The organism is Chryseobacterium capnotolerans, assembly GCF_021278965.1.
GTDB classification, from domain to species: Bacteria; Bacteroidota; Bacteroidia; order Flavobacteriales; family Weeksellaceae; genus Chryseobacterium; species Chryseobacterium capnotolerans.
Genome location: NZ_CP065589.1, coordinates 3,108,216 through 3,122,487 on the forward strand (window position 1 = coordinate 3,108,216; position 14,272 = coordinate 3,122,487).

The 14,272-nt window shown below is 35.3% G+C and carries 13 protein-coding genes and 1 pseudogene; 7 read left to right on the plus strand and 7 right to left on the minus strand.

Translation table 11 applies throughout. The annotated features are described in order from the left end of the window. Nucleotides 1-119 precede the first annotated feature (119 nt). Both rdgB and H5J24_RS14880 read right to left on the minus strand, forming a co-directional pair. Complete coding sequence (gene rdgB / locus H5J24_RS14875; protein WP_262920481.1) at nucleotides 120-704, minus strand: RdgB/HAM1 family non-canonical purine NTP pyrophosphatase; 585 nt, start codon at nucleotides 702-704, stop codon at nucleotides 120-122. 29 nt (nucleotides 705-733) lie between these two features. After that, entirely contained in the window at nucleotides 734-1,564 is an 831-nt protein-coding gene (locus H5J24_RS14880; RefSeq protein ID WP_082811131.1) for a CPBP family intramembrane glutamic endopeptidase, read from the minus strand. 94 nt (nucleotides 1,565-1,658) lie between these two features. Here H5J24_RS14880 and H5J24_RS14885 point away from each other — a divergent pair, with 94 nt between their 5' ends. The 5 genes and pseudogenes from H5J24_RS14885 to H5J24_RS14905 all read left to right on the plus strand — a co-directional run bounded on the left by H5J24_RS14885 (nucleotide 1,659) and on the right by H5J24_RS14905 (nucleotide 6,172). Continuing rightward, nucleotides 1,659-2,381, plus strand: a complete 723-nt coding sequence (locus tag H5J24_RS14885) for a hypothetical protein (RefSeq protein WP_068942311.1) — start codon at nucleotides 1,659-1,661, stop codon at nucleotides 2,379-2,381. Between the two features lies 1 nt (nucleotide 2,382). Beyond that, nucleotides 2,383-3,093, plus strand: coding sequence for a hypothetical protein (locus tag H5J24_RS14890; protein WP_068942308.1), 711 nt, complete (start codon nucleotides 2,383-2,385; stop codon nucleotides 3,091-3,093). A gap of 239 nt (nucleotides 3,094-3,332) precedes the next feature. Continuing rightward, nucleotides 3,333-4,927, plus strand: a pseudogene (locus tag H5J24_RS14895) (peptide chain release factor 3). A gap of 298 nt (nucleotides 4,928-5,225) precedes the next feature. Continuing rightward, nucleotides 5,226-5,648: a hypothetical protein gene (locus H5J24_RS14900; RefSeq protein WP_232815631.1), complete on the plus strand. Its 423-nt coding sequence runs from the start codon at nucleotides 5,226-5,228 to the stop codon at nucleotides 5,646-5,648. A 2-nt stretch (nucleotides 5,649-5,650) separates the two neighbouring features. After that, the gene (locus tag H5J24_RS14905) at nucleotides 5,651-6,172 is read left to right on the plus strand and encodes a DUF4349 domain-containing protein (protein ID WP_232815632.1); all 522 of its coding nucleotides are present in this window, start codon (nucleotides 5,651-5,653) and stop codon (nucleotides 6,170-6,172) included. A 203-nt stretch (nucleotides 6,173-6,375) separates the two neighbouring features. Here H5J24_RS14905 and H5J24_RS14910 read toward each other — a convergent pair whose 3' ends face one another. The 3 genes from H5J24_RS14910 to H5J24_RS14920 all read right to left on the minus strand — a co-directional run bounded on the left by H5J24_RS14910 (nucleotide 6,376) and on the right by H5J24_RS14920 (nucleotide 9,074). Further along, nucleotides 6,376-7,320: a hypothetical protein gene (locus H5J24_RS14910; RefSeq protein ID WP_096788290.1), complete on the minus strand. Its 945-nt coding sequence runs from the start codon at nucleotides 7,318-7,320 to the stop codon at nucleotides 6,376-6,378. Nucleotides 7,321-7,546: 226 nt separating this feature from the next. Then, a complete protein-coding gene (locus H5J24_RS14915; RefSeq protein WP_068942300.1) occupies nucleotides 7,547-7,912 on the minus strand; it encodes a hypothetical protein in 366 nt (121 codons plus the stop codon). A 22-nt stretch (nucleotides 7,913-7,934) separates the two neighbouring features. Next, nucleotides 7,935-9,074, minus strand: a complete 1,140-nt coding sequence (locus tag H5J24_RS14920) for an acyl-CoA dehydrogenase family protein (RefSeq protein WP_068942298.1) — start codon at nucleotides 9,072-9,074, stop codon at nucleotides 7,935-7,937. A gap of 365 nt (nucleotides 9,075-9,439) precedes the next feature. On the opposite strand from H5J24_RS14920, the gene H5J24_RS14925 reads away from it, so the two are divergent. Beyond that, on the plus strand, nucleotides 9,440-11,218 hold the full coding sequence (locus tag H5J24_RS14925; protein WP_068942296.1) for an AMP-dependent synthetase/ligase: 1,779 nt from the start codon (nucleotides 9,440-9,442) through the stop codon (nucleotides 11,216-11,218). A 107-nt stretch (nucleotides 11,219-11,325) separates the two neighbouring features. Here the strand turns inward: H5J24_RS14925 and H5J24_RS14930 are convergent, their stop codons facing one another. Beyond that, entirely contained in the window at nucleotides 11,326-12,102 is a 777-nt protein-coding gene (locus tag H5J24_RS14930) for a zinc ribbon domain-containing protein (RefSeq protein ID WP_068942294.1), read from the minus strand. A 2-nt stretch (nucleotides 12,103-12,104) separates the two neighbouring features. Beyond that, nucleotides 12,105-13,202, minus strand: a complete 1,098-nt coding sequence (locus H5J24_RS14935; protein ID WP_068942292.1) for a Nif3-like dinuclear metal center hexameric protein — start codon at nucleotides 13,200-13,202, stop codon at nucleotides 12,105-12,107. 61 nt (nucleotides 13,203-13,263) lie between these two features. Between H5J24_RS14935 and H5J24_RS14940 the strand changes: the two genes are divergently transcribed. Beyond that, a complete protein-coding gene (locus H5J24_RS14940) occupies nucleotides 13,264-14,091 on the plus strand; it encodes an ion transporter (protein ID WP_068942290.1) in 828 nt (275 codons plus the stop codon). The last annotated feature ends 181 nt before the right edge of the window (nucleotides 14,092-14,272 follow it).

Genomic DNA, 14,272 nt, shown 5'->3' on the forward strand with positions numbered 1-14,272 from the left:
TAACAAATGTACGACAGAATTTTTAAAACATATATTTTCCCTTTACATTTCAGCAGGAAATGCATAAAAAAAACCATTTTCCCATAGAGGAAAAATGGCTTTTTTATCTGTAGTATTGATTACTTTACTTTTAAAAAGTCCATAAAAAGATCTAACGCCTGCTTACGGTGGCTGATCTTATTTTTATCTGCCGGTTCCATTTCTGCAAAAGTTCTGTCATATCCTTCAGGAACAAAGATTGGATCATATCCGAATCCTTTATAACCTTTATTTTCTGTTAATAGATTTCCGTGAACTCTTCCTTCAAAATACTGGGCTCCATTTTCATCATAATAACATAAAACCGTAACGAAATAAGCTTTTCTGTTTTCTATTCCCTGCATTTCTTCCAACACTTTTTCAATATTTTTAGCAAAATCATGATCTCCGGCATAGCGGGCAGAAAATATCCCAGGTCTTCCGTCTAAAGATTCTACCACAAGTCCGCTGTCATCTCCCAAACTTGGAACTCCAGTTTTTTCAAAGCAGTATTTAGCTTTGATCAAAGCATTGGCATGAAAAGAATCTCCATCCTCTACAATTTCTTCGTGAATATTATAATCTGTAAGACTTTTAACGATACACTCATTTCCTAATATCTGCTGAATCTCTTCTTTTTTATGCTCGTTGTGCGTAGCTACCAATAATTCCATTTCTATATTCATTTTCAATTTTACTTTTTAACTGCTATTGATTACATTTCGGCATAATGTACTTTGTATTTCTTCATAAAAAGATAGTAGAACAAAGAAAAAACTACAATTCCTACAGCCAAAATCAGCCATTCTGAAACATTAAAAACTTTTGCAAAACTTTCCTCTTTAGCATACAGCACCAATAAAGACAGCGTTAGGTTATTAAATGCATGTAACAATATGGGCATCAATAAAGACTTGGTTTTATGATATACCAATCCTAAAACACATCCCAGCATTACTGCACTGATAAACTGCCATGGATTTCCATGAACAATCCCAAAAATAATGGACGCATACAAGATGGCTTTCCAAGGTGTTACTCCTTTATTAATTAATCCTTTCTGAATAATTCCTCTGAAGATAATTTCTTCAAAAATAGGAGCCATAATCACTGTCATAATAATCATCACTACAGGATTATCGGTTAACTGGCTCATAAGCTGGGTAAAGTATTCATAGAAATCTCCGAAAAAGGGTCCTGATGTAGGGATCAGTGTGGTGGTAAACTCTGAAATAAACATCATCCCAGCCATCATCGGGAAAATAAGGAGATAAGTAGAAAAATTAACGGAAGAAAGATTAAAATTCAGTTTCCTTTGAGTCGTTCTTCTCACAATGAAAAAATCGAAGAACGCTATGGATGTAACAAATCCTACAGAATTAGCCACCATCAGAAACCAATCTTTCAACTCCAGATTCTCCTTGAAAACTACTTTCCAAAAGGTACTGAATAAAGACACAGCCATCGTTCCCACAAACAATCCCACCACTAAAGTAACAGCGCCCAGCCATGTGAAAGTAAACTTCGGATACCTGCTATTTTCCATTCTTTTTATCTGTAAAAGTTTATGGAAACAAAGATAATTTTTTTGAATGCCACAGGCAACTAAAAAAGAAAATACTTAATTTAGCCCCATTGCCATGGATATCACAAAAACAAATACAGAAATTCCTTTCCCCAGTGTTGAATCTAAGATCAACTGGTGGGCTACTTCCATTCTGCAGATCACATTTTTTGGAATCCTTTTGTTCTTTTTCTGTCTTTTTGTTCTTGGCCCTGTTTACGGGATTTATAAAAGAGGATGGGATTCCATGCTCTCAGCAGCTTTAGTATGCTGGACTATCTCATTGTTGATATTGATTCCTGTTATCTGGTATTATATCATAAAAAGAAAAAAAGCAGCCCATAAAATTGTAGTTAATGGCTCCGGGATTTTATTTTACAATTCAAAAAATGAAATCGTAGAACAGATATTGTATACAGAACTTTGTTCCTCCAAACAAGATTTTGACATTTATACGGTAACAACAGTTAGAAGCAGCATTGTTTCTTTGCTTGAAGTAACGTTAAAGTCTGAAAAAAAGGAGAACGAAACCAGACGTATTGATATGAACCTTCCTCTTCAAGTTGTGAAGAATAAATTTACTTTGTATGCCCATTTTATGCATGGAATCTCAGTATTCCGTCCTGATTTAAAAATAGATTCTATGGTTCTTAGAACCTTTTCTATTGATCCGGATACCTGGAAAGTTAATAAAAGTAAAGGGATTTCATTAGGTGGATGGCTTCTTATTCTCGCAACAATTGCTGTTACTTGCCTCCTTATTGGAATTTCATTTTTATTATTTAAAATAAAAAATTGATATGGAGGAAAAGTTTCTGACTGTAGTCTCTAAAGTAAATAAAACAGCTACTTATTCTCTGAGAGGAATGATGTGGATAGTCATTATCATGATTATTATAGTCATAGGAACAATTTTTGAATATATATATAAGAATCTCAGCCAATATTTAGAAAATGATCCGGGGACTTTTTTTCTTCTTGTTTTTGGTATCATTCTCCTTATACTTTGTTGTATAGCCTTGATTATGACATTGATCTATCGAAAAAAAGAAAAAATCAAAAAAGCCATTATCAATGAAGAAGGAGTTACTTTTTATAACAACCAGGGCAATATTATCAATACCATTTTATACAGTGAACTGCAGTCCTCTATAAATTCTGATGATGATGCATATATGTATTGTACTACCGGAAGGTATTCCAAATTCTATTTGAAAATTTATCTTAAAAATAAAGCCGGCGAAAATGTATTGACCAATATAGATTTCAATTTTGAATACGTCATCCTAAGCAATCAAATTGAAATGTACCGACAGTTTCTAAAGGGTATCCAATGTTTTCGTCCCGACCTAAAAATAAGCCCTAAAACAATCAAAGAGTATAATCTTACTCCTGATTTCCCACCAGCAAAAAATTATGGAAAGTTTGAGTTTATCATGTCTGCATTTCTTATCCTTGTTGGTATAGGATTGATTTATGTCCTTATGTTATTAGTAAGAATTCTTTTCTGATAATTGGGAATGGCAATTCTGAATTGTTAGTTATCAATTCGCTGCGATTGTGAATTTTATAGTACATTTCAGTTTCACTAATGGCTCTATAATTATTAATTACAAGACTGCTTTTATCTTTTTTATTGAGTATTCTCCACCCATCTTATCCACCTGCTTTCTCTTCTAATCAGTATTGTATTAATTTAAATTTGAAAACCTCGCAAAAAATCACGATTTTTGCAACTTCAAAATACGATATGTCAGACTTAATCAAAGAAATACAAAAAAGAAAGACCTTCGGGATCATTTCCCACCCGGATGCCGGAAAAACAACCCTTACAGAAAAACTACTTCTTTTCGGGGGTGCAATTCAGGAAGCGGGTGCGGTAAAATCCAACAAAATAAAAAAAGGAGCTACTTCCGACTTTATGGAAATCGAAAGACAGAGAGGGATCTCGGTAGCGACTTCCGTATTGGCATTTGAATATAGAGACCATAAAATTAACATTCTCGATACACCGGGTCACAAGGACTTTGCTGAGGATACATACAGAACTTTAACGGCTGTAGATTCAGTAATTGTTGTGATTGACGTTGCTAAAGGAGTTGAGGAACAAACTGAAAAACTCGTTCAGGTTTGTAGAATGAGAAACATTCCGATGCTCGTATTCATCAACAAACTTGACCGTGAAGGTAAAGATGCCTTCGATCTTCTGGATGAAGTGGAACAGAAACTAGGACTAACGGTTTGCCCACTTTCATTGCCAATTGGTATGGGAAGTGACTTCCAGGGAATTTATAATATCTGGGAAAACAATATCCAACTGTTCTTAGAAGAGAAAAAACAGAAAGTTGGAGATTCTATCAAGTTTGATGATATTAACGATACTTCAATTGATGATGCTATTGGAGAAAAAGCAGCAGCTACTTTAAGAGAAGAACTTGATCTGATTCAGTCTGTTTACCCGGAATTTAATCGTGAGGATTATATGAAAGGTGATCTGCAGCCCGTATTCTTCGGTTCTGCTTTGAATAATTTCGGAGTTCGTGAGTTATTGAATGCATTCATCGATATTGCTCCGATGCCACAACCTAAAGAAAGTGATACCCGTTTAGTAAAGCCTGAAGAAAGTACTTTCACAGGATTTATTTTCAAAATCCATGCTAACATGGACCCTAAGCACAGAGACAGACTTGCCTTCGTAAAGATTGTTTCCGGAACTTTCAAAAGAAACGAAAACTATCTATTGGTAAGAGAAGGCAAAAAGATGAAGTTCTCTTCTCCGAATGCTTTCTTTGCTGATAAAAAGAGGTGGTAGAGGAAAGTTTCCCTGGGGATATTGTAGGTCTTCATGATACGGGAAGTTTCAGGATTGGTGATACTTTGACCGGTGGTGAAAAACTAAGCTTCAAAGGAATTCCAAGTTTCTCTCCGGAGCATTTCCGTTATATCAACAACAACGATCCGCTTAAAGCTAAACAATTGGCAAAAGGTATTGATCAGTTGATGGATGAAGGAGTTGCTCAGCTATTTACGCTGGAAATGAACGGAAGAAAGATCATCGGAACTGTTGGAGCCCTTCAGTATGAGGTTATTCAATACCGTTTAGAACACGAATACGGTGCAAAATGTACTTACGAGCCTTTATCCATGCACAAAGCATGTTGGGTGGAAGCTGACGAGAAATCTGAAGAATTTAAGGAGTTTGCAAGATTAAAGCAAAGATTCCTTGCCAGAGATAAATACAATCAATTGGTATTTTTAGCAGATTCTTCTTTCACGATTCACATGACTCAGGAGAAATTCCCGAATGTGAAGCTTCACTTTATCAGTGAATTTAGAGATCAATAATGAAACGCCTAAATAGTTAAAGATATGTCCGCAGAAATTTTTCTGCGGATTTTTTTTGATGCCCCCTTCAGAGGATGGGAATGATCACCTCTTCATTTGAGATCTTTCTTCCTGATACCTCTTAAGTGGAATGGCAAGTTTCTAAAGCTGGGTGTAAAAAACACTTTGTAAATCTCTTGTAAAACAAATACAAACACCTGAAAATAGTACAGTTATCATTTTACGACCAGAATACATTCCATTTACAAATGCTTCCGATATTTCATGATTAATTTTACTTCATCAAAAAAATAATGTTATGAAAAAGTACCTATTACTCGTTGCTATATCAACCACTTTTATTGCTTGTCAAAAAGGAGGAGTTTCTCAATCTAAAATGGAAGAGGCTGCTAATACTATAGATAGCACAGCTTCTGCTGCATCAGATGCTATTGATCATGCCAGTAAAGCTGCCAACCAGGCACTTGATTCAGCAAGCATCAGAATAAAAGATATTGAAGGGGCTAAAAACGATATCCAGAATAAAATAGAAAGCACCTCCAAAATGGTAGATTCATTATCTGATAAGATTGCATCTACCAAACTGGAATCAAAAATTGAAAAAAGGATTCTGCCACCAAGAAGTCTGAAAAAATTGCGACTAATGTTCCAGCTCCTAAAGTTATCAGGGAAACCAAAATCATATACAAAGAGAAGCCTAAGAATGATAGCTATGAACTGAATATGCCAAAAGATAAAATGGTAAAAACAGGATATCTTGTCGTAAGAGCAGATAATGCTGAAACGGTAAAAGAAATCATCCGAGAAGAAGCTATCAAAAACAATGGATATGTTAAAAGTGAAAACCAATCTTATATTGAATCAGCCAATCCACGTGATGAAAATCAAAAGGTTTACAGTCTGAATATTAAAGTTCCTATCCAGCATTTCGATGGACTAATAGAAGCTCTGAGTACTAATATTGGAGAGATTGAAACCAGAGATATTCAGGTTAGTGGACGTAATTATACAGACAATACCATCTGTAGTATTGATATCAACATCACCGATAAGACCGAAGCAGAAAAAGAGCCTAAAACTTTTGGCGGAAAATCATTGGCCGCTATTGAATCAGGCTGGGATGTGATTACTTCTATCTTTCTTTTTCTTCTTCCATTATGGCCTGTATTTCTGATTGGAGGTATAGGATACTATTTTTATAAAAAGAAGAAAAACAATAATATTCCTAATCAAGATTCTCATTAGAATTTAAAAATCCATCCGCGATGGATTTTTTAGTTTATTTAATTGTATTTAGAATATCAGTTTTCAAAAGTTGAGCTAAAAATAAGAACCAACTGCCTAAAAATTCATCTTCCTCTCAGAAGGATCATACTTTTACAAGTTTTTCTAAGAGGAGGATGATAAGAAAAGTATCCTAATTATTTGGGAATAATTAAAAAGTCAAATTAAAATTCACTGATCGTAATAAGCAATGTACCAGATATGGTTTGTGCATTATTTCTATCGGTATTGATAAAGCGAACTCTTACATTGGAAGGCGAGGTAAGTCTTGCGGAAGCTATTGAAACAGCTCCGGGCAAGTCAAAACTTGGGGATACTGCGACTACTGCCTGTGAAGAACCAGGTCTGCTTGCTGCAGGAATAGTCACATTGACATCCAAAACTCCGGAAGAATTAAAATTACCTAAGAATGTTGAATCTCCGGAAGAAATAGAATTATTGACTGTTGTTGAGAAACTAATCATATTTTTATGAACTGTTCCTGTATTTCCCAGCTTATAAGCACCATTAACATCTAATCTAGAAGATGCATTAGGGACAGCAGTATTTATACCTACTGCTGAGAATATTTTTGTTCCTGCAAATGACTGATTGGCTGTAGTAACTACTCCCCTTGCCGTGGGACTAGCATCCGGAATATTAAGCGTTATACTTCCTCCTAAAGAAGCTGGTGAACCGGAAACATTGATATTGCTGCCGGAAGTTCCCAGATTCAATGATATGGTTCCTAGGGCAGAAGCAGAGACAGGGATCCATGTGGTTCCATTCCATTGAAGAAGTTGTTCGTTGGATGCCCCATTTTGTCCTAGAACAACGGGATTGGCAGCCGTTCCATTTCCTGTAAGCGGGCTTGCCGTTACGACAGAAACTAATCCATTTCCCTCAGCAACAATCTGTGCAGCGGTTACTCTTTTAAGTACACCACCATTGTCAAATGCAACAATAGAATCTTTTGCTGAAGTACTGGGACCAGTTTGTTTGATGCTTCGTATGCGTACCGAACCGTTTACATCTAGTGTTTCGGTAGGTTTCTGTGTGTTAATTCCAATCTGGGAACTAACAGGCGTTATTGCTCCGAAAAGGAGCAACAGAAGTAATATTCTCATCATTGTGTGATTTATTTGTGATATTAAATATAATATAAATTATTGACTACCAATAAATAATCTAAAATTTTCATTATTCAATGCACAATAATTTTTGATCATAGATAGCAAACAAATACACAAGACCTATTGAAGCCATAAAGTGGCAACTATTTTAAAAACAATAATGGTAAAATAGCTCAAAACATTCTACCCAGCAAAAAAGGCTTCCGTTTTGGAAGCCTTTCAATTATTTCATGTTCACTACTTTGTCTACGACAAACTTTGTATTTCCTCTCCATGGAAGAGCCCCATTGTATTCTTTGTAATGAAGATCAAAGGTTTTACCACTGTTGGTTTCTAATTGTTTGAAAACTTCAGGGTCATCTACAGAAAATTCAAACTCGTAGCTTGTAATACCTCCTGTTTTTCCTTTTCCAAATCCTTCCTGAATCAGTTTACCTTCATACGTTTTGAAGACATAGCCTTTTTTCATAGCATAATTCAGGTATCCGGATTTTACGCCTTCTCCAAAAACAAAGAAGAACTTATACCATACAAATACTCCTAACAATAGCAGTACGACACCGAGGGTGATCCACAAAGGTTTTTTCATAGAGTGTGTGTTTTATTAATTCTTATTTTGCGATGCTTCTTGAGATCACGATTTTCTGGATTTCAGAAGTCCCTTCGTAGATCTGAGTAATTTTAGCATCTCTCATTAATCTTTCTACGTGGTATTCTTTCACGTATCCGTATCCACCGTGAATCTGTACAGCTTCAATCGTAGTATCCATAGCTACCTGAGAAGAATATAGTTTTGCCATAGCTCCGCTTTCAGAGATATCTTTTCCGGCATCTTTCTCACAAGCTGCTTTGAAACATAACATTCTTGCCGCCGTGATCTGAGTAGCCATATCTGCTAATTTGAATGCGATAGCCTGGTGGTTGATGATCTCAGTTTTGAATGCTTTTCTTGTTTTCGCATATTTTAAGGCCAATTCGTAAGCTCCAGAAGCAATACCTAATGCCTGAGAAGCAATACCGATTCTACCTCCGTTCAATACAGCCATTGCAAAATTGAACCCAAATCCGTCAGCACCAATTCTATTTTCTTTTGGAACTTTTACGTTGTTGAAGATCAAAGAGTGTGTATCACTTCCTCTGATTCCCAGCTTATCTTCTTTTAATCCGATTTCAAAACCTTCCCATCCTCTTTCTACGATGAAAGCGTTGATTCCTTTATGTTTTTTCTCAGGATCAGTCTGTGCAATTACGATATAATACGTAGCCGTTCCACCATTGGTGATCCAGTTTTTAATACCATTTAAAAGGTAGTAATCTCCTTTGTCTTCAGCAGTAGTTTTCTGAGAAGTTGCATCAGAACCTGCTTCTGGCTCAGATAAAGCGAAAGCTCCGATTACCTGTCCGCTTGCAAGAGGAGTAAGATATTTTACTTTTTGCTCTTCAGAAGCAAATTTTTCAAGACCGGCACAAACCAATGAATTGTTTACAGACATTACCACCGCTGCAGAAGCATCTACTTTTGCAATCTCTTCCATTGCCAGCACATAAGAAACACTGTCCATACCTGCACCACCGTATTTTGGATCCACCATCATTCCTAAAAGTCCCATTTCTCCCATCTTCTTCACCTGCTCTACAGGGAATTTCTGGTCGCGGTCTCTTTCAATAACACCAGGTAATAGTTCGTTCTGTGCAAAGTCTCTTGCCGCCTGCTGAATCATCAGCTGTTCTTCCGATAAATTAAAGTCCATAAAAAAAATAATTAGATAGCCGTAAATTTACACTTTTTAAGCAAATCTGAAAAAATAAATTAAAAGTAGAGAAAAGGCTGATGGAAAGGAAGATGGAAAAGATTCAGGATATGAGGTTTGAGCTTCAGGATTTATCATATTGATGAGTTATAAAATGGAATTAGAACGATCCATAATAATGTGTTATATTGCAAGTCTTCATTCTATATGATTACAGCAGTAATGCGCTTTTACGGCTTCCGGAACCACTTTCAGTAAAAACTATTATGGCACACATTCAACTTATCCTCAATTATGAGATTGAGGTGTATACAATTAAAAAAAATGCTTATATTTAGATTTCTTTATAAATTATTTAAAAAATCATGACGATCAAGAGATTATTCGATATTCCGCACTACGCTTTAGCAAAATATCCTAAAACGGATATGTTTGTTACGAAGTATCATGGTGAATGGAAAAAAACTTCAACACAGGAGTTTATAAATGAGGGAAATAAGATATCCAGAGGATTACTGAAGCTAGGTATAAAACCGGGTGATAAGATCGCTTTAATAACCACCAATTCCCGTACAGAATGGGCTATTATGGATTTCGGACTTTCCCAGATCGGTGTTGTTTCAGTACCGGTTTATCCAAGTATTTCTCCGGAGGATTATGAATTTATCTTCAACAATGCTGAAATACAATATTGCTTTGTTTCTGACAAAGAACTGCTAAATAAGGTAATGAAAGTAAAGCACAATATTCCAAGCTTACAGGGAATCTTTACTTTTGATAAAATAAGCGGCGCTGCCAACTGGAGTGAAATTCTGGATCTTGGTGAGGATGAATCTACCCAAATTGAAGTAGAGGACCTTTCCAATGCGATCAACACAGAAGATTTAGCAACAATTATTTATACTTCAGGAACTACAGGAAGACCTAAAGGAGTAATGCTTACTCACAATAATATTGTTTCTAATGTATTGGGCTCTATCCCAAGGATTCCCAAGAAAAGAAGCCTGGATTATAAAGAGACGAGAGCCTTAAGCTTCCTTCCAATCTGTCATATTTTTGAAAGAATGCTTTTCTACCTGTATCAATACAACGGTTTTTCTCTTTATTTTGCTGAAAGCATCGAAAAGATGGGTGAAAATGTAAAAGAAGTGAAGCCTCATTACATGACAGTAGTACCAAGACTGGTAGAAAAGGTATACGATAAAATCTACAATACGGGTTCTTCTGCCGGAGGCTTAAAATCAAAAATATTCTTCTGGGCTTTAAATTTAATTACCAAGAAGAAATCTGTTTCAAAACCGTCAGGTATTCAGGAGCTTATTGCAGACAAGCTTGTTTTCTCCAAATGGAGAGAAGGTTTAGGTGGTGAAATCGTAACTTTAGTTTCAGGATCTGCAGCCTTGTCTACAAGACTGAATTTAATGTTCCAGAATGCAGGAATTCCTATTTTGGAAGGATATGGGTTAACAGAGACTTCTCCTGTAATTTCTGTAAACAGTTTTGAAAAAATGAAAGTAGGAACGGTGGGTATTCCATTGGATAATTTACAGGTGAAAATTCAGGAAGACGGCGAAATTACAGTAAAAGGACCTTCTGTGTTTAAAGGATATTTCCAGAATGAAGAAATGACCAAAGAAGCATTTACAGAAGACGGATTCTTTAAAACAGGAGATATAGGACATATTGATAGTGACGGATTCTTGCAGATCACCGATCGTAAAAAAGAAATGTTCAAAACATCCGGCGGTAAATACATTGCCCCTCAGACTATTGAAAACCTAGCTAAAGCTTCAAAATTCATTGAGCAGATTATGGTAGTAGGTGATGGTGAAAAAATGCCATGTGCTCTGGTACAGCCTGATTTTGAATTTGCTAAGAGCTGGGCAATGAGAAACAACCTGAACATCGGTTCTACTCCTGAAGAAATTGCAAAGAGTGCAGAATTGAAACAAAGGATTGAAAAAGAAATCGACGGAATTAATGAGCACCTTGGAAACTGGGAAAAAATCAAGAAAATTGAACTGACTCCTGAGGTTTGGAGCATTGAAACCGGACTTCTTACTCCTACACTCAAACTAAAGAGAAAGGCCGTAAAAGAAAAATTTATGAGTCTTTACAATAAAATGTATGAGCATCAGGATTAAAATAACAAAAACCGCTTCGAAATGAAGCGGTTTTTTTGTGTCATTCAAACAAAAACAAAAAAGCTGTTTCAAATTGAAACAGCTTTTGTATTATTGAAAATCAATAATTAGAATTTAATTACAGATTTCATTCTTTCGTTTTCTTCCATTACCAACTCATCGTCAACAAGGATTTTTCCAGAGTGCTCATCAATAATGATTTTCTTTCTCTGAGCAATTTCCATTTGCTTTTGTGGTGGAATAGTGAAGAAAGATCCTTTCGGAGCTCCTCTTTCTAATCCTACTACAGCAAGACCGTTGATAGAGTTTGTTCTGATTCTGTTGTAAGAAGCTAGTAATCTTTCATCAATTTTACCTGCATATTCTTTAGATTGCTCTAATAAGTATTCTTCTTCTTTTTGAGTTTCAGAGATCAAACCCTCTAATTCTTCTTTCTTGAATTTTAAGTGGTTTTTCAAATCGTTGATCTTTGAAGTAAGTTCACTTAAAGTTTCGTTTTTATGAGCAATTTTAGCTCCGAATTCTTTAATTCTCTTTTCAGCAAGTTGAATTTCAAGATCCTGGAATTCGATTTCTTTTCCTAATGCTTCAAACTCTTTATTGTTTCTTACATTATCCTGCTGAGATTTGTATTTCTCAATTAAAGTTTTAGCATGGTTAATAACTTCATGCTTTGTTTTAATCTGATCGTCCTGATCTTTGATATCTGCATGAAATTTTTCAGCTCTCTTTTCAAGACCTTCAATCTCGATTTCAAGATCTTCAACTTCAATTGGCAATTCTCCTCTAGTATTTCGGATTTCATCCAATCTTGAATCAATGATCTGTAAATCGTATAAAGCTCTTAATTTTTCTTCAACTGAAATATCGTTGGTTTTTGCCATATTTAAATGAAATAATTTACTGGGTTTGTTTTTTCAATAGATTTTGAAATTGCAAATGTACTAAATTTTTGTGATAAAATTTCAAATAATTGTTGAGTTACAAATTGTTCTGATTCATAGTGTCCTATATCACAAAGCAACATTTTAGACTCGGCGAGAAAATAATCGTGATATTTAAGATCTCCGGTAAGGTAAGCATCACATTTTTTGGAAACTGCAGAACGTATTCCACTGGCTCCTGAGCCTCCAAGCACCCCTACTCTTTTAATTTTTTTGTTGATATAATCAGAATGTTTTATAATTTCAAGACCGAATTTTTCTTTTACAAATCCCAGAAATTCTTTTTCGTCCATTTCTTCTTCCAGTTCACCATACATTCCTAAACCAACATGATGATTTTTATTATCAAGACTGTATATCTGATGAGCTACTTCTTCGTAAGGATGAGCTGCCTTCATCGCTCCAATAATCTGTCCCTGCTTAAATCCTTCAAAAATTACAGAAATCATATCTTCATCGGCATTCTCTCGGATGTTCTGTTGTCCGGAAAAGGGATTTGAACCTTCAATGGGTCTAAACGTTCCTTTTCCATTAATACTAAAACTACATTCATCATAAAACCCTATACTTCCTGCTCCCGCAGAGAACATAGCTTCTTTTACTTTTTCGGAATATTCCTTAGGCACAAAAACGGTCAGTTGTTTCAAATTATTTTCTTTAGGCTGCAGAATTTTCATATTCTTTAGTCCTAATTGACTGCAAATCCCGTGATTTACACCAAAAAAATCGTTATCAAAGGCTGTATGAATGGCATAAATGGCAATTTTATTTTCAATAGCTTTTAAAACAGCTCTTTCTACATAATTTTTCCCGGTTAAAGATTTCAGTCCGGAAAAAATGATAGGATGAAAACATACGATCAGATTACAGTTTTTCTCAATGGCCTCATCCACTACATTTTCCAATGCATCATGGCAAACCAGAATTCCGGACACCTCACGGTCAGGAACTCCGCATAACAATCCTACGTTATCAAAATCTTCTGCCTGCTGCAACGGAATGAGCCTATCTATTTCTGAGATTACTTTTCTTATTGTCATTTTATTCTGTATGTTTGCTACGAAAATAACGATAATTTGTTAATTTTAAAAAACATTCAGAATGGAAAGAGAACACAATCTTGTTCCTGAAGACAAACTTTGGAAAAGATACCTTTACCGGATCATTTATCGCTCCGATACGAGACTCGGAAAACTATTCGATATTATTTTATTGTCTTTAATTCTTGTAAGCACTGCTATCATTATGATGGAAAGTGTACCTCAGCTTGATAAAAGATTTCATTATACCTTTCTGATTCTTGAGTGGATTATTTCTATTTTCTTTACTGCGGAATATTCTATGCGGATTGCTGTATTAAAAAATAAGAAACACTATATATTCAGTTTTTTCGGAATCATAGATTTCCTTGCCTTGGTACCGTTTTACCTTAGTTTTTTCTTTCCAATCACGAAATATTTCCTGATCTTCAGAATGCTGAGAATGTTGAGAATCTTCAGGATTTTCAATTTATTAGATTTCATGAATGACGGGTATCTTATTGTAAGAGCTTTAAAAAACAGCTCAAGAAAAATTTATATATTCCTTCTTTTCCTGATCATATTTTCAGTGATTGTAGGCTCCCTTATGTTCATGGTGGAAGGTGGCAGACAAGGTTTTGAAACCATTCCTCAGTCGATCTATTGGGCCGTAGTAACGGTAACTACTGTAGGATATGGAGATGTATCTCCTATCACCCCATTGGGAAAGTTTTTTGCAGTGGTTCTGATGCTTGCTGGTTATTCCATTATTGCTGTTCCAACAGGAATTGTTACAGCTGAAATGCGAAACAAAAGACAAAATTTAGAAAAGGTATGCGACCGTTGCGGGAATGAAGATATTGATGATGATGCAAGGTATTGCAAGCAGTGTGGCAAGAAATTAGCTTAATATTTGGTATTAGTTTAATCTATTCACCAAATACCACAAAATCATGGAACCAACAAAGAAAAACAAACCAAATAGTTTAGTAATTATTCTTTTCGTATTAATAGTGCTGATGATTATTATTTATTTTATTCTCGTCATGTTCTTCCCCACTGTTTTCGACCTATTGAATACAGGAGACATA